Here is a 26438-nt window from a genome sequence, read left to right as displayed (position 1 = left end):
TTTGATGGAATGGACCCGCCGTGTCGAACCACACCGCAAAGCTCGAGAAAATCAGGCAGCTGATTCCCGCGATCGCATTCCAGGAGGGGCTTTGCGAAACCGCCCCGCCGCCGGTGCATCGCAGTTGTCGGCCCTTCTATTTCGACGCCCCCGAATTCGGCCGCATCGACCAGATGCTCGACATCGGCGGCGGCCCCGGCTACGTGGCCAGCCTGCTCAAGGAAGAGCACCCCCCGATACGCATCACGGTTTTCGATTTGCCGCCGGTATGCGACCGGGCACTGGATATCTTTCGGGAAAGCGGCCAGGGCGCGGAACTCGGCGCGCATGCCGGCGATTTTTTCCACGACCCGTTTCCCACCGGCTTTCGCGCCATGCAGTTCTCGCACGTGCTGGAGCTGTTCACGCCGGACCGCATTGGCCTGCTGCTGAAGAAATCCTTCGACGCCTTGCCGCGTAACGGCAGATTGCTGGTGTATGGCCAGGCCAGCGCGGCCAATGAGGAGCCGCCCGCGGTGCAACAAGCGCCGACTTTCCCGTTTCAGGCGCTGGCGCTCCCGGCTGGCATCTCGGTGAGATATTCGGCCGAGCAATACCTCTATTGGCTCAGGCTGGTCGGTTTCTCCACCGTGACCTGCCGGCAGGACGCCTCGGCCAGGATCTTCCTGGCCGCCTGGAAATAGCCGCCGGCCGCAGGCGGCCCGCACACGCTCAGGGCAGCTGCACGCCCTGCATATAGCTGTCGAAACGCGCTTCGGCGAAACGCGACCAGAGCAGCTGGTCCTTCTGGAAGGTACGGTAGTCGCCGTAGATCTTCTTCCAGTCGGGGTTGTTCTTGTCGAGATCGGCATAGACCTCCATCGCCGTCTTGAAGGACGCGTCCAGCACCGTCTTGGGGAAGGCCACCACCTTGGTCTTGGCGCCCACCAACTGCTTGAGTGCGGTGGGGTTGCGGGCGTCGTAGCGGGCCTGCATCACCACATGGGCTTCGGAAGCGGCAGTCTCCACGATGGCCTTGTACTCGGGCGAGAGCGCGTCGTAGGCCTTCTGGTTGACCAGGAGATCGAGCTGCAGCGCACCTTCCCACCAGCCGGGGTAGTAGTAGAAGGGGGCGACCTTGTTGAAGCCCAGCTTCTGGTCGTCGTAGGGGCCGATCCATTCGGCCGCGTCGATGGTGCCCTTTTCCAGCGACTGGTAGATCTCGCCGCCAGGGATGTTCTGCGGCACGCCGCCCATGCGTTCGATCACCCGGCCGGCGAAGCCGCCGATGCGGAACTTCAGGCCCTTGATGTCTTCCGGCGCCTTGATCTCCTTGCGGAACCAGCCGCCCATCTGGGCGCCGGTATTGCCGCAGGGGAAGTTCACCGCATTGTACTTGGCGTAGAACTCGCGAGTGAGCTTCAGGCCATTGCCCTCGAACATCCAGGAGGTGAGCTGGCGCGAGTTCATGCCGAAGGGGATCGCCGCGCCGATGGCAAAGGCCTCGTTCTTGCCGAAGAAGTAGTAGCCCGCGGTATGCGCGGCCTCGATCGAGCCCTGCTGCACCCCGTCCACCACACCGAAGGCCGGCATCAGTTCGCCGGCCGCATGCACGCTGACCTGGAACTTGCCGCCGGTCATTTCGCCGACCTTCTTGGCGAAGGTCTCGGCGCCGCCGTAGATGGTGTCGAGCGACTTCGGGAAGCTCGATGCCAGGCGCCAGCGCACTGCCGCCTGTGCATGGACCGCCGGCGCGACGCCGGCTGCCAGAACCCCGGCGATACCCGCGTTCTTGATGATGAAACGACGATCCATGAATGCCTCCTGTGTTGGACACGGAATGTGTTGAACCGGGCGCTCGTGCTGGCGCCTCGGCAGGCATTCTAGGAATCGACTTCCGATGGGCCGCGTCGGGTTTCCCCTCGGCGGACCGGCGGTCTTCAGCTTTCTGCAAGCATGGTCTTGCGACCGAATCGCTGCACGATGGAGCCTTCGATGCCCGCCGCATCCAGTCCGGCCAGGGACAGGAGACGGGCATGGTCGCCATGCTCGATGAAGGCATCGGGCAGGCCCAGCTGCAGCAGCGGGCGCACGATGCCATGGGCTTGCAGCGCTTCGGAGACCGCGCTGCCGGCGCCGCCCATGACGGCGCCCTCTTCCACCGTCACCAGGCCCTGGTGGCTGGCTGCGACCTGCTGCAGCAGCTCCAGGTCGAGCGGCTTGGCCCAGCGCATGTTGACGACCGTGGCATCGAGCTTCTCGCCGGCTTCCAGCGCCGGATAGAGCAGCGTGCCGAAACACAGGATGGCGATGCCGCTGCCGCCCTGGCGGCGGATCTCGCCCTTGCCATAGGGCAGGCCTTCGAGCGAGGCCAGCGGTATGGCGCCAACACCCGCGCCACGCGGATAACGCACGGCCACCGGGCCGTTCTGCGCGTAGGCGGTGCTCAGCAGCTGGCGGCATTCGCGCTCGTCGGCCGGGCAGGCGATGGCCATGTTGGGGATGCAGCGCAGGAAGGGGATGTCGTAGGCGCCCGCATGGGTGGCGCCGTCGGCGCCGACCAGCCCGGCGCGGTCCAGCGCGAACAGCACCGGCAGGTTCTGCAGCGCCACGTCGTGCACCAGCTGGTCGTAGCCGCGCTGCAGGAAGGTCGAATAGATGGCGACCACCGGCTTGACGCCCTCGCAGGCCATGCCGGCGGCGAAGGTCACCGCATGCTGCTCGGCGATGCCGACGTCGTAGTAGCGGTCGGGAAAACGCTTCTCGAATTCGACCAGGCCCGAGCCCTCGCGCATCGCCGGCGTGATGCCGACGAGCCGTGTGTCCTGCGCCGCCATGTCGCACAGCCACTGGCCGAAGACGTTGGTGAAGGTCGGCTTGGAAGGCGTTGCGGACTTGACCAGCCCCACCGCCGGATCGAACTTGCCCGGCCCGTGATAGGCCACCGGATCGGCCTCGGCCAGCTTGTAGCCCTGGCCCTTCTTCGTCACCACATGCAGGAACTGCGGGCCGCGCAGCTCGCGCAGGTTCTCCAGCGTGGGGATCAGCGATTCGAGGTCGTGGCCGTCGATCGGGCCGACATAGTTGAAGCCGAACTGTTCGAACAGCGTGGCCGGCACCACCATGCCCTTGGCATGCTGCTCGAAGCGCTTGGCCAGCTCGAACAAGGGCGGCACCGCGCGCAGCACCGACTTGCCGACGTTCTTGGTCGCCGCGTAGAAACGCCCGCTCATCAGCTGCGCCAGGTAGCGGTTGAGCGCGCCCACCGGCGGGCTGATCGACATGTCGTTGTCGTTCAGGATCACCAGCAGCCGGCCGTCCGTCACACCCGCGTTGTTCATGGCCTCGAAGGCCATGCCGGCGGTCATGGCGCCGTCGCCGATGACGGCGATCGCATGGCGGTCCTCGCCCTTCTGGCGCGCCGCCATCGCCATCCCCAGCGCGGCGGAGATGCTGGTGGAGGAATGCGCCGTGCCGAAGGTGTCGTACTCGCTCTCGGCGCGCTGCGGGAAACCCGACAGGCCGCCTTGCTGGCGCAACGTAGCCATGCGCTCGCGCCGGCCGGTGAGGATCTTGTGCGGATAGGTCTGGTGGCCCACGTCCCACACGATGCGGTCGCGCGGCGTGTCGAACACATAGTGCAGCGCCACGGTCAGCTCGACCGTGCCCAGGTTGGAGCTGAGGTGGCCGCCGGTGCGCGCCACGCTTTCCAGCACATAGCTGCGCAGCTCCCCGGCCAGGGCGTCGAGCTGCTCGCGCGGCAGCGCACGCAGGTCGGCGGGGCTGTCGATGCGCGAGAGCAGCGGCCGCGGCGCGGAAGGATCGATGGAATCGGAGGACATGATCTTTTTCTTCAGTGGTCGCGGTTCATCACCAGGCCGGCCAGTGCGGCAAGCGCCGCGGTGTCGCCCAGTCCGCTGTCGGCCAGCGCGGAGATCGCGGCGGCATGCAGCTGGCGGGCGCGTGCGCGGGCGCCATCGAGCCCGAGCAGCGAGACATAGGTGGGCTTGTCGGCCGCGGCATCCTTGCCGGCCGTCTTGCCCAGCGTGGCCGAATCGGCGGTGACGTCGAGGATGTCGTCGACCACCTGGAAGGCCAGTCCCAGCGCGGCGCCGAAGCTCTCCAGCGCGGCCAGCGCACGCGCCGGCGCGGCACCGCAGGCCGCGCCCATGGCGACACTGGCTTGCAGCAGTGCGCCGGTCTTCAGGCTGTGCATATGGCGCAGGGCGGATTCGTCGAGCGCGACACCGACACTGGCCAGGTCGATTGCCTGGCCGCCGGCCATGCCGTTGCGGCCGGCCGCGCGCGCCAGCCGGGCGCACAGCACGGCCTGGGTGGCGGCGGGAATGGAGTCGTCGGCCGGCGTCAGCCACTCGAAGGCCAGGGCCTGCAGCGCATCGCCGGCCAGCAGGGCGCCGGCCTCGCCGAACTTCACATGCACCGTGGGCTTGCCGCGGCGCAGCACGTCGTTGTCCATGCAGGGCATGTCGTCGTGCACCAGCGAATAGGCATGGATCAGTTCGACGGCACAGCCCGCGCGCAATGCGGCGGTGTCGAAGTCGGCGGGAGCGGCCTTGCCGTCATGGGCGGCCACGGCCGCGCGGGCGGCCAGCGCCAGCAAGGGCCGCAGCCGCTTGCCGCCGTCCAGCACCGAATAGCGGATCGGCGCATTGAGGCTTTCCAGCTGCGGCACAGCGCCTTCGGCCAGCCAGAGCGCCATGGCGGACTCGACCTGGGACAGGGCGGCCTGGCTCCAGGCGCGCAGGTCGAAGGCGGGCAGCACGGCACTCATGTGCCCGGCGTCCAGGGCTTGGACGAAGCCCCGTCGAGCACCTGCACCTGCTCCTCGACCGCCTGCAGACGCTCGCGGCAGAAGGCCAGCAGCGCGGCGCCGCGGCGGTAGCCGGCCAGCAGCTGGTCCAGGGGCAGTTGGCCGGCGTCGAGCCGGGACACGAGCTGTTCGAGTTCTGCGAGCGCTGCCTCGTAGCTGGCGGGCTGGTCTTGCAGCGGGTTGGCGGAATCGGGGGCGGTGGGCGCCTTGGGCATGGACGGCAACGGTGCTTGCGCTTGGCAAAACCGGGCATTTTAGAGGGGCTGACCCGCGTTCCGGTAACCATTGCAGGACATATCGAACATTCGATCACTCCTTCAGATGGGCAAGGGTACAATCCCCCTCCCAGCGCCGGCCATAGCAGCCGGCGTTTCTTTTCGACGCGTCCAACAGCCACCGCTTTTCAGACCGGGCCGCCCCGGTCGGCTTCGACGCTTTGTTCTTCCGTGTTTCTCCCTGTGGGGAGTCTTTAGGTCAGGTCACCCATGTCTGATTTAAGTCTTCGACTGCAGCAGGCCGCAAGCCAACTTTCTGTAGCTACTTATTTCGATGAAGCGCTGTTCCAGCGGGAAAAGGAGCAGCTGTTCCAGCAAGGCCCACGCTACGTCGGCCATGCACTGTCGGTTCCCGAGAAGGGCGATTACTACGCCCTGCCCCAGGAGGGCGAAGGCCGCGCCCTGGTGCGCACGGCCGAGGACCGCGTCGAACTGGTCTCCAACATCTGCCGCCACCGCCAGGCGGTGATGCTCAAGGGCGCCGGCTCGCTGGCGCGGACCGCGCCGGGCCATGCCGGCGGCAACATCGTCTGCCCGCTGCACCGCTGGACCTACGCACCCCAGGGCCACTTGCTGGGCGCCCCGCACTTCGCCGAAGACCCCTGCCTGAACCTGCGCAACTACCCGCTGCAGGAATGGAACGGCCTGCTGTTCGAAGCCGGCTCGCGCGATGTGGCGGCCGACCTGGCGCAGCTCGGCCCGCGCGCCGACCTCGATTTCTCCGGCATGGTGCGCGACCGGGTGGTGCTGCACGAGTGCAACTACAACTGGAAGACCTTCATCGAGGTCTATCTGGAGGACTACCACGTCGGCCCCTTCCACCCCGGCCTGGGCGGCTTCGTGACCTGCGAGGACCTGCGCTGGGAGTTCGGCGAGCAGTACTCGGTGCAGACGGTGGGCATCGCCAACCGCCTGGGCAAGGCCGGCAGCCCGGTCTACCAGCGCTGGCAGGAACAGCTGCTGAACTGGCGCAAGGGCGTGCCGCCCAAGCACGGCGCGATCTGGCTGACCTACTACCCGCACATCATGGTGGAGTGGTACCCGCATGTGCTGACCGTGTCCACGCTGCATCCGGTCAGCCCGACGAAGACCATCAACATGGTGGAGTTCTTCTACCCCGAGGAGATCGCCGCCTTCGAGCGCGAGTTCGTCGAGGCCCAGCAGGCCGCCTACATGGAGACCTGCGTGGAGGACGACGAGATCGCCGAGCGCATGGACGCCGGCCGCCAGGCCCTGCTGGCACGCGGCGACGACGAACGCGGTCCCTACCAGAGCCCGATGGAAGACGGCATGCAGCACTTCCACGAGTGGTATCGCCGGGCCCTGGGCCCCGAGGCCGGACTGCGCTGAAGAGCCGCTGTCGCATCGATCATGAAATCCGGCCGAGGCCGGATTTTTTTTGTCGGACGCAGCCTACTTTTTCAGCACCGGGAAAAGCCATGCATAAGCCGTGGTTATCCGCGGATCACAGCTGGTGACGCCTGCGGGCAAGGCTGGTACAGAGGCTTCATATCCTGTAGGGCAACTTCCTACACGGGCGACGCAAAACCAGACAACGCGGATGACGGTTCCCCGACTTAATTTCCGTTTGGCCCATCTTCACAATCCATTTCATCGGATCGAGCAGCAGACAGCGTGTCACGGCAGCTTGCGAATCCGAAAAGCCTTCCAGAGGGACCACCACCATGACCCGCGAACAAATGCTTGCCGAGATCCGCGAAGCCAACCTGACCTACCTGATGCTGGCCCAGGGCCTGGTGCGCCAGGACAAGGCCGAGGCCGTGTTCCGCCTGGGCCTGAACGAAGAGAGCGCGGACCTGCTGGCATCGCTGTCCTCCGCGCAGATCCTGAAGCTGGCCTCGGGCAACACCCTGCTGTGCCGCTTCCGCATGGACGACGAGATGGTGTGGAGCCTGCTGACCAACCATTCGCCGAAGAAGGTGGGCAACGAAGCCACCAACCGCCTGCACGCCAACATCCTGATGGCCGGCCGGGTCTCCGAAGTTCTTTGACCCACCCCAGCCTACGCACTTCGTGTCTTCGGCCCCCCCTCAAGGGGCGATACCGGCGGCCCGGCAAAGCCGGCTCCACGGTATCCCGGTAAAGACAGCGCCGCCCTTCAGACCTCAGGAACGCAAGCCATGACCACCGCAGCCGCCACCCCCGTCGTCAAGAGTGTGCTCAACGAGTCGCGCCAGATCGAACGCGCCGCCGAGCTGATCCGCATGGGTGCCCGCATGCAGGTGCTGGAATCGGAAACCACGCTGTCCTACGAACGCCTGATCCGCCTGTACAAGGAGATCGCCGGCAAGTCGCCTTCCAAGGGCCAGCTGCCCTTCTCGACCGACTGGTTCCTGACCTGGCAGGAGAACATCCACTCCTCGCTGTTCCTGAACATCTACGAATACCTGTCCAAGGGCGCATCGCTCGACCCGGTGGACGTGCTGACCAAGGCCTACCGCCTGTATGCCGAACAGGTCGAGTCCGCCGAGATCGAGGCCCTGCTCTCCTTCACCCGCGCCTGGCGCCTGGTGAAGTTCGTCGACGCGCAGATGCTCAGCATGACCAAGTGCTCGCAGTGCGGCGGCAACTTCGTCACCGAGCCCTACGAGAACGCACGCCACTTCGTCTGCGGCCTGTGCAACCCGCCGGCGCGCGCGGGCAAGAGCAAGTCCTCCGGCGCCCTGATGCTGCACTGAGCAGCTGCGGCGATCGGCCGCAAAGCCGCGCCAGGCCTGGCGATAAGCCGGTGTCCGCCTACAGCTGGCACCGGGGGCGCACTGCAGAATTCCGGCCCATGCCCGAACCTGTTGTCCAAGTCGTAGATCGTCTCCCACGCGAGGATCTGCCGCCGGGCGCCACGCCGATTCCGGGCGCCGAGGACTTCGCAGTACGCCTGCCGCCGCCGGCCGACGGCGATCCCGACCAGCCCCGCATCCTGCTGCAGACGCCGATCAACGTGCGCAGCCTGTCGCTGGTCATCGTGGCCGGCCTGGCCAGCCTGTGGGCCCTGCACTGGGCCGCGGCCGTGCTGATCCCGCTGGTGCTGGCCTTGCTGGTGACCTACGCACTCTCGCCCATCGTGGAAACGCTGGCGCGCGCCGGGGTGTCGCGCGCCCTCAGCGCCGCCGTGCTGCTGCTGTCCATCGTCGGCGCCCTGGCCGGCACCATGTACTGGCTGAGCGACGACGCGGCCGCCCTGATCGACAGCCTGCCGGTGGCCGCGCGCAAGCTGCGCGACTCGATGGCCGACAGCGGCGGCGGCCCCAGCACCCTGGACACGGTGCAGCAGGCCGCCGCCCAGCTGGAGCAGGCCACGCAGGCCCGCCCGGCCCTGCCGATCCGCGGCGTGACCCGGGTGATCGTCGAGCGCCAGCCCTTCAACGTGCGCGACTACCTCTGGAGCGGCACCGTCGGCCTGGCCACCCTGGTCGGGCAGATGACGGTGGTGCTGTTCCTGACCTTCTTCGCCCTGTGCGCCGGCGACTCCTTCCGCCGCAAGCTGGTCAAGATCACCGGGCCCAGCCTCACCCGCAAGAAGATCACGGTGGAGGTGCTCGACGAGATCACCGGCCAGATCCAGCGCTACCTGATGGTGCAGCTGCTGATGAGCCTGCTGGTGGGCGTGGCCACCTGGCTGAGCTACTGGGCGCTGGGGCTGGAATACGCGCCGGTGTGGGGCATCGCGGCCGGGGTGCTGAACCTGGTGCCTTATGTGGGCTCGACCATCGTCACCGGCGGCTCGGCCCTGGTCGCCTTCCTGCAGTTCGGCACGCCCAACATGGCGCTGACGGTGGGCGGTGTGTCGGTTCTGATCCACATCGTGGTCGGCCAGTTGCTCACGCCCTGGCTCACCAGCCGGGCCAGCAGCATGAACCCGGTGGTCGTCTTCGCCAGCGTGTTGGTCTGGGGCTGGCTCTGGGGCGCGTGGGGGCTGCTGCTGGGTATTCCGATGATGATGGTGATGAAGTCCATCTGCGACCGGGTGGAAGACCTCAAACCCGTCGGCGAGCTGATGAGCGCCTGAGCCCGCGCCGGGATTTCCCGAACGCCGTTCCTTCCCACGGAATGGATGATCGCCGCCATGCCCCGTAAAGCTCAGACCGAATCGGTCGCCGATACCGATGCCGCCCCCGGCGGCGCAGCCGCGGTCGACCGCGCCATCAGCCTGCTCGCCGCGTTCCGCTCCGGCGACAAGCCGCTGACGCTCGGCATGCTGGCCGAGCGCTCCAAGCTCTACAAAAGCACCGTGCTGCGCCTGCTCGCCTCGCTGGAGCACGGCCGGCTGGTGCAGAAGCTCGACGACGGCCGCTATTCGCTGGGCGCGGAGGTGGCGCGGCTGCATGCCATCTACGCCGCCTCCTTCTCCCTGGAGCCGGTGGTCCTGCCGGTGCTGCGCCAGCTGGTCGAGATCACCGGCGAGAGCGCGGCGTACCACGTGCCGCAAGGGGCTCAGCGCCTGTGCCTCTACCGGGTCGATTCGCCGCATCCGGTGCGCGACCACATCCGCGCCGGCGACCTGCTGCCCGCCGGGCGCGGCTCCGGCGGCCGGGTGCTGAGCGCCTTCGGCGCCAGCGCCACTGCCGCCGCGGATGCGGAGGAAACGCTGCTGCACCAGCGCATCCGCGAACAGGGCTTCTACGCCGCCAGCGGCGACCGGCTCTCGGACGTGGCCGGTATCTCCGCGCCCGTCTTCCGCGCCGATGGCCGCCTGGCCGCCGCCCTCACCCTGACCATGCCGGTCAGCCGCTACAGCGAAAGCTATATCCCGGCGGTGCGGGCCGCCGCCGCGCGGCTCAGCGGCCAGGTCGGCTGAGCCGCCGGCCCCGGGACATACCCTTGGCGGCATTGCGAAGCAAGACGAGGCACTCCTAGAATTATCGGAATGATGTTCTGCAAGACAGAACACGAGAATTCAAACGGAGACAAGCCATGAAAACCGCATTCGATGCCGCGGGCATGCCGCGCCTGTCGCGCCGCGGCGCCCTGCTCGCCAGCCTGGCCGCGGCCCTGGCCCCCGGCGCCGCCTTCGCCCAAGCGCCCTGGCCCAACCGGCCGGTGCGCATCGTCGTGCCCTTCTCCGCCGGCGGCGCGGCGGACACCTCGGCGCGCGCCGTTGGCCAGAAGGTGGGCGAGATCCTCGGCCAGTCGCTGGTCATCGAGAACCGCACCGGCGGCAATGCGGTCGTCGCGGCCAGCGCGGTGCTCGGCTCGCCCAAGGACGGCTACACCTTCCTGTGGGACGCGGCCAACCAGCTGACCAACCCGGTGCTGATCAAAGACCTGCCCTTCGACTACCGCAGCGCCTTCGCGCCGGTCACGCTGGCGGTGCGTGCGCCGCAGGCGCTGGTCGTGCGGCACGACTTCCCGGCGCAGAACCTCGACGAGTTCCTGGCGGTGGCCCGGGCCAAGCCCGGCACCGTCTCCTGCGGCACGCCGCCCTCCGGCGCCATGGGCCATCTCGCCCTGGCCCTGCTGCAGCAGCGCGCCAAGGTGCAGCTGCTGCACACGCCCTACCGCGGCGGGGCCGATGCGGCGCGTGACGTGATGGGCGGGCAGATTGACTCCGCCCTCATCACCACATCCACCGCCCGCGGCACCCTGGCCACCGGCAAGACGCGGATGCTGGCCGTCACCAGCGCCACCCGGCTGGCGGCCTATCCGGAGGTGCCGACCATCGCCGAGCGAGGTTTCCCCGGCTACGACATGGACGACTGGTTCGGCCTGTTCGCCGCCGCCGGCACGCCGGAGGGCCCGATCCAGCAGATGCAGGCCGCCGTCGTGCAGGCCGCCAAGGATCCGGCGCTGGCCGCCGCCATCGCGCCCCAGGGCACCGTGCTGGTGGCCAACAGCACGGCCGAATTCAGCGCCTTCCTGAACCGCCAGCGCGAGCTGCTGCAGAAGCTGGTTCGCGACGCCAACATCACCATCGGCTGAAGACTGCTCCCATGACCCTTGCCCAGATCCCGGCCTCGCAACGCCAGGTCAGCTTTGCCCGCCGCCCCATCGGCACGCCGACCGAAGACTGCTTCACTCTCGCCACCGTGCCCGTCGGCCGCCCCGGCCCCGGCCAGGTGCTGGTGCGCAACGATGTGCTTTCGGTCGACCCCTACATCCGCATGCGCATGGAGGAGAAGGACTCCTATGCGCCGGTGATGCGGATCGGCGATGTGCTGGTCGGCCGCACCGTCGGCCAGGTGGTGGAAAGCCACGCCGATGGCTTCGTCGAAGGCCAGTGGGTGGTCGGCCGGCTCGGCTGGCAGGACTACAGCGTGGCCTCGCCGGCCGAGCTGCAGCTGGTCGATGTGTCGGCCGCCCCGGCCACCGCCTACCTGGGCGCGCTGGGCTCCACCGGCATCACCGCCTGGGTCGGGCTGCACGCCTTCGGCAAGCCGAAGGCGGGCGAGACGGTGCTGGTCTCGGCCGCATCGGGCGCCGTGGGCAGCGTGGTCGGCCAGCTGGCCCGGCTGCATGGCTGCCGCGCGGTGGGCATCGCCGGCGGCGCGGCCAAGTGCGAGCTGGTGCGCAGCGCCTATGGCTTCGACGACTGCATCGACTACCGCGCGCCCGACTTCGCCGAGGCCCTGCGCCGCGCGCTGCCGCAGGGCGTGGACGTGTACTTCGACAACGTCGGCGGGCCGATCCTGGATGCCGTCCTGCCACTGTGCAACAACTTCGCCCGTATTCCGCTCTGCGGCCTGGTCTCGCAATACAACGCCACCGAGCCCTACGGCATGAAGAACCTGCGTGAGGTGTTCAACCGGCGGGTGACCATCCGCGGCTTCGTGCTGTCCGACCACAAGGACCTGTGGCCGCAAGCCAGCGCCGCGCTGGCCGGCGCCTATGCCGCAGGCAGGCTCCAGTACCGCGAGACGATCACCGAGGGCCTGGAGAACGCGCCCCGCGCCTTCATCGACATGCTGGCCGGCGCCAACGTGGGCAAGCAGCTGGTGCGGCTGCGGCCCGCCGCCTGAGCGCGAACCTGGAGTCCCGAGACATGAGCGTCCTGCAATTCCTCACCGCCGTGCACTTCGGCCACGGCGAACGCCGCGTGCTGCCCCGGCTGATGGCGCAGCACGGCATGCGCCTGCCGCTGTTCGTGACCGACAAGGGGGTGATCAAGGCCGGTGTCTTCGCCCTGGCCCAGGAGGCGGTTGGCGACGCGGGCCGCTTCCCGGTCTTCGACGACGTGCCGGTCAACCCCACCGAAGCCGCGGCAGCGGCCGGCGCTGCCCTCTACCGAGCCTCCGGCTGCGACGGCGTGATCGGCATCGGCGGCGGTGCCGCGCTCGACCTGGCCAAGGCCATCGCGGTGCTGGCCACCAACGCGCCGCCGCTGTGGAACTACTGCAACCGCCATGCCGCGCCCTCGGACATCGTGGATGCGCCGCCGCTGCTCCTGATGCCCACCACCGCCGGCACCGGCAGCGAGGTCGGCCGCTCGGCGGTGATCGTGTTCGACAACGGCATCAAGGCCGGCGTGCGCTGTCCGGACATCGTCAGCGCCGCCATCTGCGACCCCGAACTCACCCGCGCCCTGCCGCCCCCGGTCACCGCCTCCACCGGCATGGACGCGCTGGCGCACTGCATCGAGACCTACTGCTCGCCGGCCGTCAATCCGCCGGCCGATGCGATCTCGCTGGACGGCATGCAGCGCATCTTCGGCCACCTCGAACGCGCCGTGGCCCAGGGCGACGACATGGACGCCCGCTGGAACATGATGATGGGCTCGCTCGAAGGCGCGATCAGCTTCCAGAAGGGCATCGGCGCGGTGCATGCGCTGGCCCATCCGCTGGGCGCGCTGGGCTTCCATCACGGCACGCTCAATGCGATCCTGATGCCCCATGTGCTGCGCTGGAATCGGCCGGCGCTGGGCGACAAATGGGACACCATGGCGCGCCAGGCCGGCTGGCCGCCCGGCAGCGACCTCGGCACGAGGCTGACCGAATTGAACGCCCGCATCGGCATCCCGCCCCGGCTGCGCGACATCGGCGTCAGGCAGCAAGACCTGGCCCAGGTGGCCCGCCAGGCACTGGCGGACAACGCCCACAAGACCAACCCGCGCGCCACCGCCGAGGCCGACTACCTGGCGATCCTGGAAGCGGCGTACTGAGAAAGGCTCAGAACCAGTCGCGCCGGCCGTCGAGCAGGATGCCGCTGTCCACCGTCTCGATGTCGGTACGGCCGCAGAACGCCATGGTGAGGTCGAGTTCGCGGTGGATGATCTCCAGCGCCCGGCTCACCCCCGCCTGGCCGAAGGCGCCCAGGCCGTAGAGGAAAGGCCGGCCGATCAGCACGCCGCGGGCGCCCAGCGCGCGGGCCTTGAGCACGTCCTGCCCGCTGCGCACGCCGCCGTCCATCCACACTTCGATCTCCCGGCCCACCGCGTCGGCGATGCGCGGCAGCTGCGAGATCGACGAAGGCGCGCCGTCGAGCTGCCGCCCGCCGTGGTTGGACACGATCAACGCGTCGGCGCCGGAGTCCACCGCATGGCGCGCGTCCTCCGCATCCATGATGCCCTTGATGACCAGCTTGCCGCCCCAGCGGCGCTTGATCCATTCCACATCGCCCCAGTTGAGCTGCGGATCGAACTGCTGCGCGGTCCAGGCCGAGAGCTTGGAGAGATCGGTCACGCCCTCCACATGGCCCGCGATGTTGCGGAAGGTGCGGCGCGGCGTCTGCAGCATGTTCCAGCACCAGCGCGGCTTGGTCGCCAGGTTCATCAGGTTGGCCAGCGTGGGCTTGGGCGGCGCGCTCAGGCCGTTGACGATGTCCTTGTGGCGCTGGCCCAGGATCTGCAGGTCCACCGTCAGCTGCAGCGCGCTCACGTTGGCCGCCTTGGCGCGGTCGATCAGGCGTTCGATGAAACCCCGGTCGCGCATCACGTAGAGCTGGAACCAGAAGGGATGGCGGTCGGTGGCCTCGGCCACGTCCTCGATCGAGCAGATGCTCATGGTCGACAGCGTGAAGGGCACGCCGAAGGCCTTGGCGGCACGCGCGGCCAGGATCTCGCCGTCGGCATGCTGCATGCCGGTGAGGCCCGTGGGCGCCAGGGCCACCGGCATGGCCACCGGCTGGCCCAGCATGGTGCTGCGGGTGCTGCGGTTCTCCATGTTCACCGCCACCCGCTGGCGCAGCAGGATCTTCTGGAAGTCGCTTTCGTTGGCGCGGTAGGTGCCCTCGGTCCAGGAGCCGGAATCGGCGTAGTCGTAGAACATGCGCGGCACGCGGCGGCGGGCGATGCGCTGCAGCACATCGATGTGGGTGATCTTGCTCAGGTCGGTCATGGAGTGGCGAGAGGGAGGGCCGCGAACGGCCAGGTGGCCAGGATGTGGGGTTCAGGGCTCTTGCCGATGCTCGGCGAAACGCAGCTCGGTATGCCGGCCGACGTCGTCGCTGTAGAAGCGCCAGCGGTTCTTGCCGGCGCGTTTGGCGCTGTACATGGCGGCATCGGCGCGGCGCGAGAGCAGGTCGAAGCTGTCGCCGTCGGCCGGGAACATGGCCACGCCCAGGCTGGCGGTGACCGTCAGCACATGGCCGTCGATATGGAAGGGCTCGGCGGCGATGGCCAGCATCTTGGCGGCCACGATCTCGGCCGCCTGGGTATCGCGCAGCATGGGCGCGAGCAGGATGAACTCGTCGCCGCCCTGGCGCGACAGGGTGTCGGAAGCGCGCAGCGTGGCGCTCATGCGTTCGGCGAACTGCACCAGCACCGCGTCGCCGGCGTCGTGGCCGAGGGAGTCGTTGATGTCCTTGAAGCCGTCCAGGTCCAGGTACATCAGGGCCAGGGCGGTCTTCTCGCGCGCCGCCCGGGTGATGGCCTGGTAGGCCCGGTCGTAGAGCAGCACCCGGTTGGGCAGGCCGGTGAGCGCGTCGTACTGCGCCAGGTGGGCCAGGCGCAGGGTCATGGCCCGGTCGGCGGTGACGTCGCGCAGCACCATCACCGCGCCGATGGTGCGGCCCTCGCGGTCGTGGATGGGCGCGGCCGTGTCCTCGATATCGAAGCGCAGCTGGCGCCGGTTGACCAGGCTGGCGCTGGCCGAGGGTTTGACGATGCGCTGCTCCCGGAGCGCCATCGCCACCGGGTTGCGCGCCGTCGGATCGCTGCCGGGATCGTGCAGCGGCATCACCCGGGCCACGTCCAGGCCGATGGCCTCGGCCGAATCGAAGCCGCTCATGATCTCGGCGGCCGGGTTGAGATAGGTCACCCGGCCTTCGCCATCGGTGCTGACCACCGCGTCGCCGATCGAGGCCAGGGTCACGCGGATGCGCTCCTTCTCGTCGAACAGCAGGTCGGCCGCGGCCTTGCGGTCCGAGATGTCGTTGGCCTGCACGAACACGCCCTGCACCACGCCGTCTTCCAGGTCGGGCACGAAGCTCACCAGCAGCCAGCGGCGCTGGCCGGCCTCGTCGACGACGGGCGTCTCGAAGACCTGGCGCTGGCCGCGCAGCGCCCGCTCGAAATAGGGCGCGTTGGTGCCGATGAGGCGCTGGCCTTCGATCAGGCCGCCGACCGGCGAGCCGGTCTCGTCGGTGCCTCCGCCCAGGGTCTTCATGTAGAGCGCGTTGGCGAAGCGGATCAGCAGGTGCTTGTCCCAATAGGCGACCATGGAGGGCAGGCCGTCGAGGATGGTGCGCAGGTCGCGCTCGGCATTGCGCAGGCGGTGCGCGGTCCTCTGCCGGGTTTCGAGTTCACGCAGGAACAGCCAGGCCAGGGCCAGGCAGCCGACCAGCAGCGTCAGCACGATCAGGCCCTGGCTGAGGGTGCGCTGGCGCCAGGCGCTGTAGGCCAGGTCGGTGGCCTGGGCCACCGAGATGATGAGCGGATAACGCGTGATGCGCTTGAGCACGTAGAAGCGCTGCACGCCGTCGACCGAGGAGAAGGTCTCGAAGTTGTTCTCGCCGGCCTTGAAGCGCCGGATGACCGGGCTGTCGGCCAGCGAGCTGCCGGCGGTTTCCTTGTCCGAGGGGAAACGCGCGAGCACCACGCCGTCCTCGCGCAGCAGGGTGATGCGGCCGCCGTCGCCGAGGTTGACCGCGTTGAACAGCTCGTCGAGGCTGTGCAGCTTGAGCGACAGGGCGATGACGCCGCCGAAGCTGTGGTCCGGCAGGTCGATGCGGCGGGTGAGGATGATCACCGCCTGGTTGTCGAGCTTGGACAGCAGCGGCTCGCTGATGGTCAGGCCCGGGTCGAGGTTGTCGCGGTGGTGGATGAAATAGGCGCGGTCGGCGATGGAGATATTGCTCGCGGCCAGCTTGGGGTTCGAGCTCATGGTGACCTGGCCGCTGGCATCGGCCACCGTCATGTTCGACACGCCGTTGACCGCCACCGCCTTGTCGAACACCACCCGGTTGCGGATGTCCGGCGGCAGCGCCATCACCTCGGGCTTGCCGACCTCCTCGCGCACGCCCAGCATGGAGCGGTCGTAGAAGTCGAGCGTGCGCCGGATGTTCTCCTCCACCGTGTTGGAGAGGTTGGCATTGCTGTGGCGCATGTTCTGCGTGACGTCGTGGCGGCCGTCCAGCACCACCATGCCGAACAGGGCGGCGATGGAGATCATGGGCACAAGGGCCAGCAGGGCGAAGGTGCGGCGGGGCGACGTGAACATGGCGGCAAACGTGCACTGCGCGGATACGCAGCCTGCGGGCCATTCTAGTGGGCGCTCGCCCAGGCGCTGCCCGCACAAGCCCGCAGGCCGGTGCAGGCTGCCGCTCAGCGCCGCAGGCCGGCGCCGCGCACTTCGATCCAGGTGCTGTCCTGCTCCACGCCCTGGCGGTCGGCCAGCACGATGCGGTGGCGGCCGGGCCAGGGCATCCAGTCCAGCCGCGCGCCCTGCCCCGCCGGTTTGCCGTCGATGCGCCATTGCAGGCCGGCGGCGGATGCGCCGCCCGTGTCGGCGGCCAGGCGCAGGCGCTGGTGGCGCGGCGGGATGTCCGGGTCCAGGGCGACGATGGTGCAGGGCGCCGGCTCCAGGATGCGCGCCGAGGCCATGGGGCCGGTGGCCCGGCCCGGGCCGTCCGCCGGCTCGAACAGGGCCTGCTCGGTGCCGGCCAGGAACCATTCGGTGCGCGGCGCCTCCAGGCCCGCGCCGAAACGCACGGCCTGCTGCCGCACGCCCTCCGGCGGCAGCGGCGGCCGGCTCGGCTCCCGCCGGTGCAGCCAGCCCATCACCGCCGCCCATACCGGCGCCGCGCCGGACACGCCGCTCACATCCCACATCGCCGCGCCGCTGGCATTGCCCACCCACACGGCCACGGTGTAGCGCTGCGACCAGCCCATCGCCCAGTTGTCGCGCATGTCCTTGCTGGTGCCGGTCTTGACCGCGGTCCAGAAGCGGGTGGCCAGCACGCTGTCGCTGCCGAAGGTGCGCGAGCGGGCGTCGGGGTCGGACAGCATGTCGCCCACGATGAAGGCCGCGCCGGCATCGAGCGCCCGCGCCGACGCGGGCGCGGGCTGGTCGGCGCGCAGGCGCACCGGCGCCGCCATGCCGCCGTTGGCCAGCATGCGGTAGGCATTGGCCAGCTGCAGCAGCGAGATCTCGGCGCTGCCCAGCGCCAGGCTGTAGCCGTAGTAGCCGGCGGACTCGCGCAGGTCCAGCCCGGCCCGGCGCAGCTGCTGGAAGAAGCCCTCGGGGCCGACCATCACCAGCGTGCGCACCGCCGGCACATTGAGCGAGGCGGCCAGCGCCGTGCGCACCGACACCGCGCCCTTGAAGCGCCGGTCGTAGTTCTGCGGCACATAGAGCCCGCCGGCCGTCGGGATCTGCTCGGGCGAATCGATCACCAGCGAGGCCGCCGTCAGGCGCCTCTCGGCGATCGCCTCGCCGTAGAGAAAGGGCTTGAGCGTGGAGCCGGGCTGGCGCTGCGCCAGCACGCCGTCCACCTCCGGCGCCTGGCTGAGCGCGCCAGAGGAGCCGACCCAGGCCAGCACCTCGCCGCTGCGGTTGTCGAGCACCACGACGGCGCCATCCTCGGCATGGCGGCCGTGCAGTTCGCGCAGCTGCGACTGCAGCGTGGCCGTGGCCAGGCGCTGCAGCGGCGCCGAGACGGTGCTGCGCAGCACCGCGCCGGCCCGCGCCTGCTCCGGCGCCTGGCGCAGCAGCTGCCGCGCCAGATGCGGCGCGATGCCCTCCTCGGCCGGGTAAGCGCGGCGGCGCAGCGCGCCCTCGGCGAACATGTCGAGCGCGGTGCAGTCGGACAGCGGCTGCGGCTCCATGCGCCGCAGCAGCTCGCAGGCCCGCCGCGCCACCGCCGCGCGGCCGGCATTGGGCGCGCGCACCAGCGCCGCGGCCAGGGCCGATTCGCGTGCATCCAGCCCCTGCGGCGCCTTGCCGAAGAGGCTGCGCGACAGTGCATCGATGCCGACGATCTCGCCGCGAAAGGGCACCAGGTTGAGATAGGCCTCCAGGATCTGGTCCTTGCGCCAGCCTTTTTCCAGCTGCTCTGCCGTGAAGGCCTGGCCCAGCTTCTGCGCCATGCCGCGGTTGCCGCCGCGCCGCAGGTCCTCGTCCAGCAGGCCGGCCAGCTGCATGGTGATGGTGGAGGCGCCGCGTGTGCGGCGGTTCCACAGATTGGCCCAGGCGGCGGCCGACACGGCGCGCCAGTCCACGCCGCTGTGCTCGTAGAAGCGCCGGTCTTCCGACATCACCATGGCCGTGCGCAGCGCGGGCGAGATGTCGGCCAGGGCATTCCAGTCGCCGCGCCGCACGCTGGCATCGGTGCGCAGGCGCTGCAGCAGCGCGCCGTCGCGGTCGAGGATGCGCACCTCGGAAGAGCGCCACTGGCCGCGCACCTCATCGAAAGACGGCAGCGCATGCGCCGCGGTGGCGGCCAGCAGTGCGATCGCGCAGCCGAGCCCGCGCACCCGGCGGCCGGCACGCGAAAAGCTCAAGGCGGAGATCTGGTGCATGGCCGGATTTTCACCGCAGCCGCCTTCGGACGAAGGCCGACGACTTCGCCCGCGAGCATGCCGATCCGCAAAAGCGCTCGATAGGCTGGACCGCATGTACACGCCTCCAACAGCTCCCGCAGCTTCGCAAACCGTCCACTCTCCACCCTGGCCGAACACCGGCATCCCGAAGCCGCCAGACCCCGACCCCGGCGAGCTCCCGGCGGACCGGGACGCAGGGCATGCCCTGTCGGCACTGGAACGGCTGCCCGACGAACTCAAGATGCACATCTTTGGCCAGCTCGGCGAGGCCGACCGCCGCAACGCGGGCCACGGCTGCCGCGCCCTGCGCACGATACGCCTCGACGACATCCGCCAGACGCTGCGCCATCCCGAACGCCATATCGCCCGCCTGCTGCAGGACGGCGAGCTGGAATCCCTGCTGGCCGACCTGGTGGACCTGCATGCCGATGCGCTGCGCGGAGGCGACACCGCCGCCGCCGCGTCATGGGCCGGCCAGGCCCGCCAGCTGCTGGCCGGCATCGCCGAGCGGCAAGGCGACAAGCTGGCCTGGTGTGCCCGGCGGGCGCGCATCACCCTGCGCTTCGGGCCATTCGGTGCGAGTTTCCATCAACGACTGGTGCACCAGGCCCTGGAGCGGCCGCGCAAGATCCTGATGCCGGCCGCGCAGCGCCTGGAGCTGATGGTCGACTGCGTCGGCTTCTACGAACGGCGGCCGGGCCACGGCGCGCTGCTCATCCTCGACGCGGTGGCCGAGGATTTGCTGATGCTGGAGGACTACGCGCGACTCTCGGACGCCGACTTGCGACGGATCCAGGCCTGCAGCCTGGGACTGCTGCGGCATTACATGCATGCCTCGACGCTGAGCCAGCGCTGGCGGCCGCAGCCGAGCCGCATGCAGAAGCTGCTGGACATGGCGATCGCCGCGACACCGGCGAAGGACTGCGATCGCGTGCTGCTGGAGCTGATGCGCCCCTACCCGCTGGGCATGCTGGTCGCGCCGCCCCGGCCCGGCGCAGCGGCGCGCCACGACGCGACTGGCGACATCCACGACTCCTTCGCGCTGGAGGCCATCACCGAGATGCTGGATCGCAAGTCCATCGCCTGCCGGCTGGAGGTGATGGAGCGCCTGTGCCTGCTGTGCCGGCAGAGCGAGGGCTTTCCACGCTGCTTTCGCGAGGGCAGCAACGCCATGCGGCACCTGAAGGCGATCGTGTGGCACATGCACGGCGACATCCGCCCCGCCGGGCTGGATTGCCTGCAGGCCCTGCGCGAGGAGATCGGGCGCTCGCCGCCCCCGCAGGACCGCGTGCTGCGCTGAACGCGGCGGCCGGCCTCAGCGCGGCGCGGCCACCGTCAGCCGCGCATTCGGCGCCTCGCCGAACATCTCCGGCGCATACATGGCCTCGACCCGCGTGGGCGGCATGGAGAACTCGCCGACATTGTTGAGCCGCACGGTGTACTCGGCCTTGAAGCCGCCCCTCGGCAGGTAGTCGTAGTAAGCACGGAAGGCCTCGAAGCTGCGTTCCTCGTACGCCGGCCAGGCGCCCGAGGCTGCCTTCTGGCCTTGCGTGGCGATCTGCGAATCGCGGCCCAGGCCGCTGCCCAGGATGGTGGAACCGCCGGGGATCGGATCGCTCAGCACCACCCAGCTCATGTCGGTGGCGGCATCGACCTCCAGCGTGATGCGCATCACGTCGCCCCGGCTCCACACACCCTTGACCGCCTGCTCCACCGGCGTGACCGTCTTCTTGACGGTATAGCCGGCCGCGAAAGGCTGCAGGCGCGGCACCGCGGCCACGGCCTGCACCGTGAGCCAGGGTTTGCCGCTGCCTTGCTGGCTCAGCTCCAGCGTGCCGGCGCCGGTGGCCGGCCAGGGCAGCTGCATGCGGTTGCCGCGCAGGCCGGCCAGGGCATCGGCCGTGGCGCGGGGCGTGTTGGCGGCGCCCGCGGCATCGGCCGAAGTCACGCGTTCGACCTTGCTCCAGTCCACCGCCGCCTTGGCGGCGCCCAGCGTGGCGCGGGTGAAGCCGCTCACCGGCGTGGCTTCGAAGCGGGCCGAGAAGCGCTCCAGCGCCAGCCCGCCCCAGAGGTTGGCGGTGGTGGTGGACCAGGCGCCCCGGCTCTGCCGGGCGATCAGGCCGGCGGCCAGGGCGGGCAGGTCGTCCTTCCAGGCGGGCTCGTCCATCACCGCCAGCAGCAGGCGGGCGGCGTTGGCATCGGCATTGGCCATCAGCCAGAACCACTGGTCGTCGCGTTCGGTGCTGAAGCCGATGCGGGTGCCCTGGTAGCTCAGGCGCGAACGCAGCAGCTGCTGCGCCTGGGCCAAACGCTCGGCGCGCTGCGGCACGTCGGTCACACGCTGCAGGATGCCCAGCCAGTCGATCAGCGCATGGGTGGGCCACTGCTCCGGCACGATGGCGATGCTGCCGAGCATGCGGCCCTGGGCCTTGCCGTAGCGCGACAGCGCCTCGATGGCGGCGAGCTTGCGTTCGTCGAGGTCGCGGCGCGGGCTCCAGAACTTGCGTTCGATCCGGCCTTCGACGAAGGCCGTCAGGCCGCCCAGCATGCTGTCGCGGGCCTCGGCCGGCAGCGCGAATTCGGCATGCGCGGCGGCGGCCTGCTGGCTGGCGGCCAGCAGGTAGGCGGTCAGGGTGTCGCTGCCCTGGCTGCCCGACTCCTCGCGCGGCGGGAAGTAGCTGGCCAGGCCGTCGCTGTCCAGATAGGTGGGCAGCTCCGCCACCAGGGTCCGCCAGCGGGCGGCGTCGCTCAGGCCGATGGCCTTGCTGGTCTTCTGCTCCAGGCAGGCGAAGGGGTAATTCAGGAACCAGTCGCGCACGCCCGGCAGGCCGTCGGCCAGCCGCGGCTGCAGGGCCAGGCTGATGCCGCCGCGCCTGCTGCCCTCGGCGGGCAAGGCGCCGGCCGGCGGGGCGACATCCAGGCGGTAGCTGCCGTCCACCTGCACCAACGCCGCCTGGCCGACCGACAGCGGCACCGCCGGCACCACCCGCTGGCGCACCTTGAGGGCGTCTCTGGCGGTGGTGTTGCCTGCCGTGTCCTGCACCGAGATCTCCCAGGCCAGCGCACCGCCGCCCTCCTCGGCCATGACCGGGGCGACCACGTCCCAGGCCACTTCGCGGGCTTCGTTGGCGGAGATGTCGATGCTCAAAGGCTGCAGCACCAGGGGCGCGGCCGAAGCGCGGGCCTGCACCTTCATGGCCTTGGCGGTGGTGTTGCGCAGGGTGATCTGGGCCCGGAAGCGGTCGCCCTCGCGCACCAGCGGCGGCAGGCCGCTGAGGATCTGCAGGTCCTGCGTGGCCTCGATGGTGGTCTGGCCGCTGCCGAAGAGGCCGATGCCCGAATCCGCCACCGCGACGATGCGAAAACGTGTCAGGGCATCGTTGAGCGGCACCTCGACGGTGGCGCGGCCCTGCGCATCCAGCAGCACCCGCGGGTTCCACAGCAGCAGCGTGTCCAGCAGCTCGCGGGTGGCGGCATGGCCGCCGCCGCCGCCGGCCGGCACCGCCTTCCTGCCATAGTGGCGGCGGCCGACGATGTCCATCTGCGCGGTCGAGGTGGCCACGCCCCAGGCGCGGCGCTGCAGCATGGCGTCCAGCAGGTTCCAGCTGTCGTTGGGCATCAGCTCCAGCAGGGCCTGGTCGACCGCCGCCAGCGCCACTTCGGCGCCAGCGGCCGGCTTGCCGTCCGGCAGGCGCGCGCTGATGGTGACCAGCGCCTTGCCGCGCACCGGGTAGCGCGGCTTGTCGGCGGCCACCTGCACGTCCAGCGTATGGGCCTTGCTGCTGACCCGGATCTCGGCCATGCCGAAGCGGTAGGCGGGTTTGCTCAGATCGACCAGGGCGCTGGGCGCCACCCAGTCGCGGCCTTCGAAGCGATAGGCCGTGAGCCACTCGCGCGGCGCGCGCCAGCCCCAGCTGAAGAAGCTGTACCAGGGCACTTCGCGCAGCCGGCCGCGCAGGGCCAGCACGCTCACGTAGACATTCGGGCCCCAGGTCTCCTTCACCTTCAGGCTCAGGGTCGGATCCTGGCCCTGCAGCTGCACCACCTGGGTCTCGACGATGCCTTCGCGCTCCACCGCCACCAGGGCGGTCGCCCGGCGGAAGGGCATGCGCACCTGGAAGCGTGCCGTCTCGCCGGGCTGGTAGCTCTTCTTTTCGGGCAGGACATCGATGCGGTCATGGTCCTCGCCGCCGAACCAGATCTCGCCCTGGCGGGTGACATAGACCGAGGTGGCGGCCTGCGCCTGGTTGCCGGCGCGGTCGCGGGCGGTGGCCACCAGCTCGACCTCGCCGGCCTGCGGCAGGCTGGCTTCGCAGGCCAGCAGGCCATGGGCGTCGCTGCGGCCGGAGCAGATCTCGCCCAGGTCCTTGGTCTCGGTGCGGTTGTCGTAGGTGTAGAAGCCGCCGACCAGGCGCTTCCTGCTGCTGGTCACCGTGCGTGCCGTGGCCCGCACCGACAGGGGCACGTCGGCCTGCGGCTTGCCGTCCAGGTCCAGCGCCAGGGCCTGCAAGCTGGCCTTCTGGCCGATGGACACCCAGCTCTCGGCCTTGATGCCGGCGATCACCGCGGCGGGCCAGAGGGTGAGGCTGCTGCGCAGGGTCTGCACCTCGCCGTTGGGGTCGGCGTAGCGCGCTTCCAGCAGCAGCTCGCGCGCGGCGGCGCTCTTGGGCAGTGCGGGGATGCTGGTCTTGCCGTTGCCCTGGCGGTCCAGCACCAGGGGCAGCTTGTCGGCGACCACCCGGGCGTCGTCGGCGGCCTGGGCGGTTTCCTCGCCGGATTCGTCGTCGGGGCCGCTGTCCCGGCTGGCGTCCTGGCGCGGCCGGGGCGGATCGAAGGCGAAACCCTCGTAGTCGGAAAAGCTCAGCGACTTGCCGCGCACCATGGCCGACAAGCGCACCGGCAGCCCTGCCGCGGGGCCGCCGGACACATAACCGATCTGCACCTGCGCCGCGAGTGCGTCGATATTGACCAGCGGCAGCTTGCCGGCGGGCGCGATGCGGCCTTCGTAGACCGGCAGGCGGAACTCCTCGACGCGGAAGCTGCCGGTGTCCAGCGAGAGGCCGCGTGTGGTGTCGTTCTCGCCAGACGAGGCATTCGAGGGCGCGGTGCGCTCGTAGCGCAAGGCCACGGTATAGCTGCCGAGCTTGGCGGCCTTGGGCAGGCTGAAGCTGCTTTCGGCGCTGCAGCCGCCGGTGGGGGTGTTGCGCCAGGCCAGCGGCTGGGTGAACTCCTGGCCGCTGCCTTCATGGGTGATGACCAGGGTCTGCGGCAGGCTGGCCGGCAGGCCGAAGCCTTCGGTGCTCTGGCGGCGCAGGATGTGTTTCATGCCCACCGTCTCGCCGGCCCGCAGCAGGGTGCGGTCGAAGACGGTGTGGGCCTGCAGGTCGGGCATGGCGGCGCGGCTGGTGGGCACGTTGAAGCGCCAGGGCTCGATGCCGCGCTGCGAGTCGCTCCAGACGAAACTCATGTCGTCGCCGGCGCGGGCGCTGACGAAATACGCCTGGCGCCATTCCCAGGCCTTGGCGAACTGGGCGCCGCAGCGCGCCGGCTCGGAAGACAGGCCGGTGAAACGCGCGATGCCGCTGTCGTCGGTCCTGGCGCTGGCCACTTCCTTGCCGGCGCAATCGGACACGCGTACCGCGGCCCCTGCCACCGGCCGGCCCTTGTCCAGGGTGGTGACCCAGGCCAGCGCCCCTTCGCGGCCCAGCTTGAAATGCACCCCCAGGTTGGTGACCAGCGCGGTGGTGCGCACATACATGGGCCGGGCGGCGCCATAGGCCGGATCGAGCAGGGCCGCGCCCAGGCGCGGCGAGGCGATCTCCACCACATGGAAGCCCGGGTCCAGCGGGATGCCGATGACTTCGAAGGGCCGGGGATCGCCCGCGGCGGCCGCCGGCAGGGCCAGCGTGCGGATATCGGCACGGCCTGCCAGCAGGGAGACGCTGCGCGATTCCACGCCGTCCTGGTCCGGCAGCTTGGGCGGCAGCGGGCCCTGGATGTCGCGGGCGGCCTGCTCGCGCGGCACCTGGCTCTCGTCGTAGCGCTCCACCCGGGCCAGCCAGGCGAGGATGTCGGCATCGGTCTGCGGACGCAGGTCGCTGACCTGGCCCGAGGGCCGGCCGGGCGAGGCGGCTTTCACCGACAGCGCGGCCTCCACATGGCGCAGGGTGACGGGCAGCATCGCCTTGCCGGTCTTTTCGCTGTCGGGCTCGGCGTAGCGCTCGATGATGCCGAAGGGCGCGGCGGCGAACTTGGCCAGCGGCGGCAAGGCGCCCATGGCGATGGTCATGGGAAAGGCGGCGGCATTGCTCAGCGGGCGGCCGGCGGCGTCCTGGAAGCCGGACGGAAGCTTGAGGGTGTAGCTGCCGCGTTCGACGAAGGGGCCGGTGAAGCGGATGCTCTCGACCACCGCGTCGTCCGGCCCGGTGGCCTCGTCGAACTGCGGCGACATCTCCTGCTGCGGGCCGGCCAGGCGCACCGCCGCGGCCTGCTTGCGGGTGACCGGCGCGTTGAACCGCAAGGCCAGCGGCCGGATCGGCAGGCAGGCGGCCTGGGCGTTCTCGCGTTCGCAGGAGGTTTCGGCCTCGAAGGCCTCCTGCACCTGGAATTTCCAGCGTTTCTCGACACGGCTGGCGATGCCGCTGGGCGTGGCGACGCCGGGCTCGAAAACCAGCTCCACATGGGCTACCGCTGGCAGGCGGCGATTGCAGGCCAGGGTCGCGAAGGCCAGCGGCGCGGCGGCGGCGGCCTTGCTTTCGTTGACCGCCTTCAGCACGGCATCGCGCTGGGCACCGCCGATGGCGCGCACCGGCACCCGCTCGCCGATGCCCTCGACCCTGCACCAGACATGGGCGGCCAGGCTTTCGGCCGTCGCCGCGCCGTTCAGCCTCAGGAGGAAGACCTGCTGCTCGTCGATGCGCTCGCCCTCGTAAGGCCGCAGGCTGCGCACGAAGGGGCCGCCGGTGCTGAAGCGGAACACCCGGCCGGCCGGCAGGGCATCGCCGCTCGTCGGGCGGAAAGCCGGCTCGGGGCTGACCGTGCAGCGCACGCCGGGCGGCAGGGGCGCGGCGAAATCGAAGACCCAGCGGCGCTCGCTGGTCCAGCGGCCCTGGCCCTTGAACGCGGCGGCGTCGGCGCCTTCGCAGCGCACCGCCAGCGGGGCGGCGGCGGCCGGATCGCCGAAACGCACCGCCGCCGCATCGAAGCTGGCCACCGCCTGTCGGACCTCGCCGACCTCGCCCTGCGGCGAAAAGCTGGCGATCTGCAGGGCCGAGGCCGGTGCGGCACTCAGGGCCAGCAGGGCCGCGGCGGAGAACAGCGGGAAGAGACGGTGAAAAAATCGCGGCAGCAACACTCGGAACCTTCCTGGCCTTGGACGACCCGAAAGGCTAGCCCAAATCCTGGCATTCTTGAAACCGTTCAT

General features: G+C 69.9%; 18 protein-coding genes. 10 read left to right on the top strand and 8 right to left on the bottom strand.

Annotated elements, in window-relative coordinates:
- The first annotated feature begins 20 nt into the window (after nucleotides 1–20).
- Entirely contained in the window at nucleotides 21–683 is a 663-nt protein-coding gene (locus GT347_RS24180; RefSeq protein WP_160554619.1) for a methyltransferase, read from the top strand.
- Nucleotides 684–711: 28 nt separating this feature from the next.
- Here the strand turns inward: GT347_RS24180 and GT347_RS24175 are convergent, their stop codons facing one another.
- The 4 genes from GT347_RS24175 to GT347_RS24160 all read right to left on the bottom strand — a co-directional run bounded on the left by GT347_RS24175 (nucleotide 712) and on the right by GT347_RS24160 (nucleotide 5025).
- The gene (locus GT347_RS24175; RefSeq protein WP_160554618.1) at nucleotides 712–1794 is read right to left on the bottom strand and encodes a TRAP transporter substrate-binding protein; all 1083 of its coding nucleotides are present in this window, start codon (nucleotides 1792–1794) and stop codon (nucleotides 712–714) included.
- Nucleotides 1795–1919: 125 nt separating this feature from the next.
- A complete protein-coding gene (dxs, locus tag GT347_RS24170; RefSeq protein ID WP_160554617.1) occupies nucleotides 1920–3821 on the bottom strand; it encodes a 1-deoxy-D-xylulose-5-phosphate synthase in 1902 nt (633 codons plus the stop codon).
- 11 nt (nucleotides 3822–3832) lie between these two features.
- Nucleotides 3833–4771 (bottom strand): polyprenyl synthetase family protein, encoded by a 939-nt coding sequence (locus tag GT347_RS24165; RefSeq protein WP_160554616.1) that lies wholly within the window; start codon nucleotides 4769–4771, stop codon nucleotides 3833–3835.
- The gene (locus GT347_RS24160; protein WP_160554615.1) at nucleotides 4768–5025 is read right to left on the bottom strand and encodes an exodeoxyribonuclease VII small subunit; all 258 of its coding nucleotides are present in this window, start codon (nucleotides 5023–5025) and stop codon (nucleotides 4768–4770) included. The genes GT347_RS24165 and GT347_RS24160 overlap by 4 nt, the downstream gene beginning before the upstream one ends.
- Nucleotides 5026–5295: 270 nt before the next feature.
- Here GT347_RS24160 and GT347_RS24155 point away from each other — a divergent pair, with 270 nt between their 5' ends.
- From GT347_RS24155 to GT347_RS24120, 8 genes are all read left to right on the top strand, one after another.
- Complete coding sequence (locus tag GT347_RS24155) at nucleotides 5296–6435, top strand: aromatic ring-hydroxylating oxygenase subunit alpha (RefSeq protein ID WP_160554614.1); 1140 nt, start codon at nucleotides 5296–5298, stop codon at nucleotides 6433–6435.
- 335 nt (nucleotides 6436–6770) lie between these two features.
- Nucleotides 6771–7097: a flagellar transcriptional regulator FlhD gene (flhD, locus tag GT347_RS24150; RefSeq protein ID WP_160554613.1), complete on the top strand. Its 327-nt coding sequence runs from the start codon at nucleotides 6771–6773 to the stop codon at nucleotides 7095–7097.
- A 129-nt stretch (nucleotides 7098–7226) separates the two neighbouring features.
- Nucleotides 7227–7784 (top strand): flagellar transcriptional regulator FlhC, encoded by a 558-nt coding sequence (gene flhC / locus GT347_RS24145; RefSeq protein ID WP_160554612.1) that lies wholly within the window; start codon nucleotides 7227–7229, stop codon nucleotides 7782–7784.
- Nucleotides 7785–7882: 98 nt separating this feature from the next.
- A complete protein-coding gene (locus GT347_RS24140) occupies nucleotides 7883–9112 on the top strand; it encodes an AI-2E family transporter (RefSeq protein ID WP_160554611.1) in 1230 nt (409 codons plus the stop codon).
- Between the two features lie 57 nt (nucleotides 9113–9169).
- On the top strand, nucleotides 9170–9901 hold the full coding sequence (locus tag GT347_RS24135) for an IclR family transcriptional regulator (protein ID WP_160554610.1): 732 nt from the start codon (nucleotides 9170–9172) through the stop codon (nucleotides 9899–9901).
- 116 nt (nucleotides 9902–10017) lie between these two features.
- A complete protein-coding gene (locus GT347_RS24130; protein ID WP_160554609.1) occupies nucleotides 10018–11022 on the top strand; it encodes a Bug family tripartite tricarboxylate transporter substrate binding protein in 1005 nt (334 codons plus the stop codon).
- Between the two features lie 11 nt (nucleotides 11023–11033).
- Entirely contained in the window at nucleotides 11034–12059 is a 1026-nt protein-coding gene (locus tag GT347_RS24125; RefSeq protein ID WP_229722477.1) for an NADP-dependent oxidoreductase, read from the top strand.
- A 23-nt stretch (nucleotides 12060–12082) separates the two neighbouring features.
- The gene (locus tag GT347_RS24120; RefSeq protein ID WP_160554608.1) at nucleotides 12083–13198 is read left to right on the top strand and encodes an iron-containing alcohol dehydrogenase; all 1116 of its coding nucleotides are present in this window, start codon (nucleotides 12083–12085) and stop codon (nucleotides 13196–13198) included.
- A gap of 7 nt (nucleotides 13199–13205) precedes the next feature.
- Here GT347_RS24120 and GT347_RS24115 read toward each other — a convergent pair whose 3' ends face one another.
- The 3 genes from GT347_RS24115 to pbpC all read right to left on the bottom strand — a co-directional run bounded on the left by GT347_RS24115 (nucleotide 13206) and on the right by pbpC (nucleotide 18994).
- Nucleotides 13206–14372, bottom strand: a complete 1167-nt coding sequence (locus GT347_RS24115; protein WP_160554607.1) for an alpha-hydroxy acid oxidase — start codon at nucleotides 14370–14372, stop codon at nucleotides 13206–13208.
- A gap of 51 nt (nucleotides 14373–14423) precedes the next feature.
- On the bottom strand, nucleotides 14424–16694 hold the full coding sequence (locus tag GT347_RS24110) for a bifunctional diguanylate cyclase/phosphodiesterase (protein ID WP_160554606.1): 2271 nt from the start codon (nucleotides 16692–16694) through the stop codon (nucleotides 14424–14426).
- Between the two features lie 104 nt (nucleotides 16695–16798).
- A complete protein-coding gene (gene pbpC, locus GT347_RS24105; RefSeq protein WP_160554605.1) occupies nucleotides 16799–18994 on the bottom strand; it encodes a penicillin-binding protein 1C in 2196 nt (731 codons plus the stop codon).
- A 262-nt stretch (nucleotides 18995–19256) separates the two neighbouring features.
- Here pbpC and GT347_RS24100 point away from each other — a divergent pair, with 262 nt between their 5' ends.
- Entirely contained in the window at nucleotides 19257–20315 is a 1059-nt protein-coding gene (locus tag GT347_RS24100) for a hypothetical protein (protein WP_160554604.1), read from the top strand.
- A 15-nt stretch (nucleotides 20316–20330) separates the two neighbouring features.
- On the opposite strand, the gene GT347_RS24095 is transcribed toward GT347_RS24100, so the two are convergent.
- Entirely contained in the window at nucleotides 20331–26438 is a 6108-nt protein-coding gene (locus GT347_RS24095; RefSeq protein WP_160554603.1) for an alpha-2-macroglobulin family protein, read from the bottom strand.

Origin of the sequence: Xylophilus rhododendri (genome assembly GCF_009906855.1) — a bacterium.
Lineage (GTDB): Bacteria > Pseudomonadota > Gammaproteobacteria > Burkholderiales > Burkholderiaceae_C > Xylophilus > Xylophilus rhododendri.
This window is presented reverse-complemented; position numbering and strand designations above follow the sequence as displayed.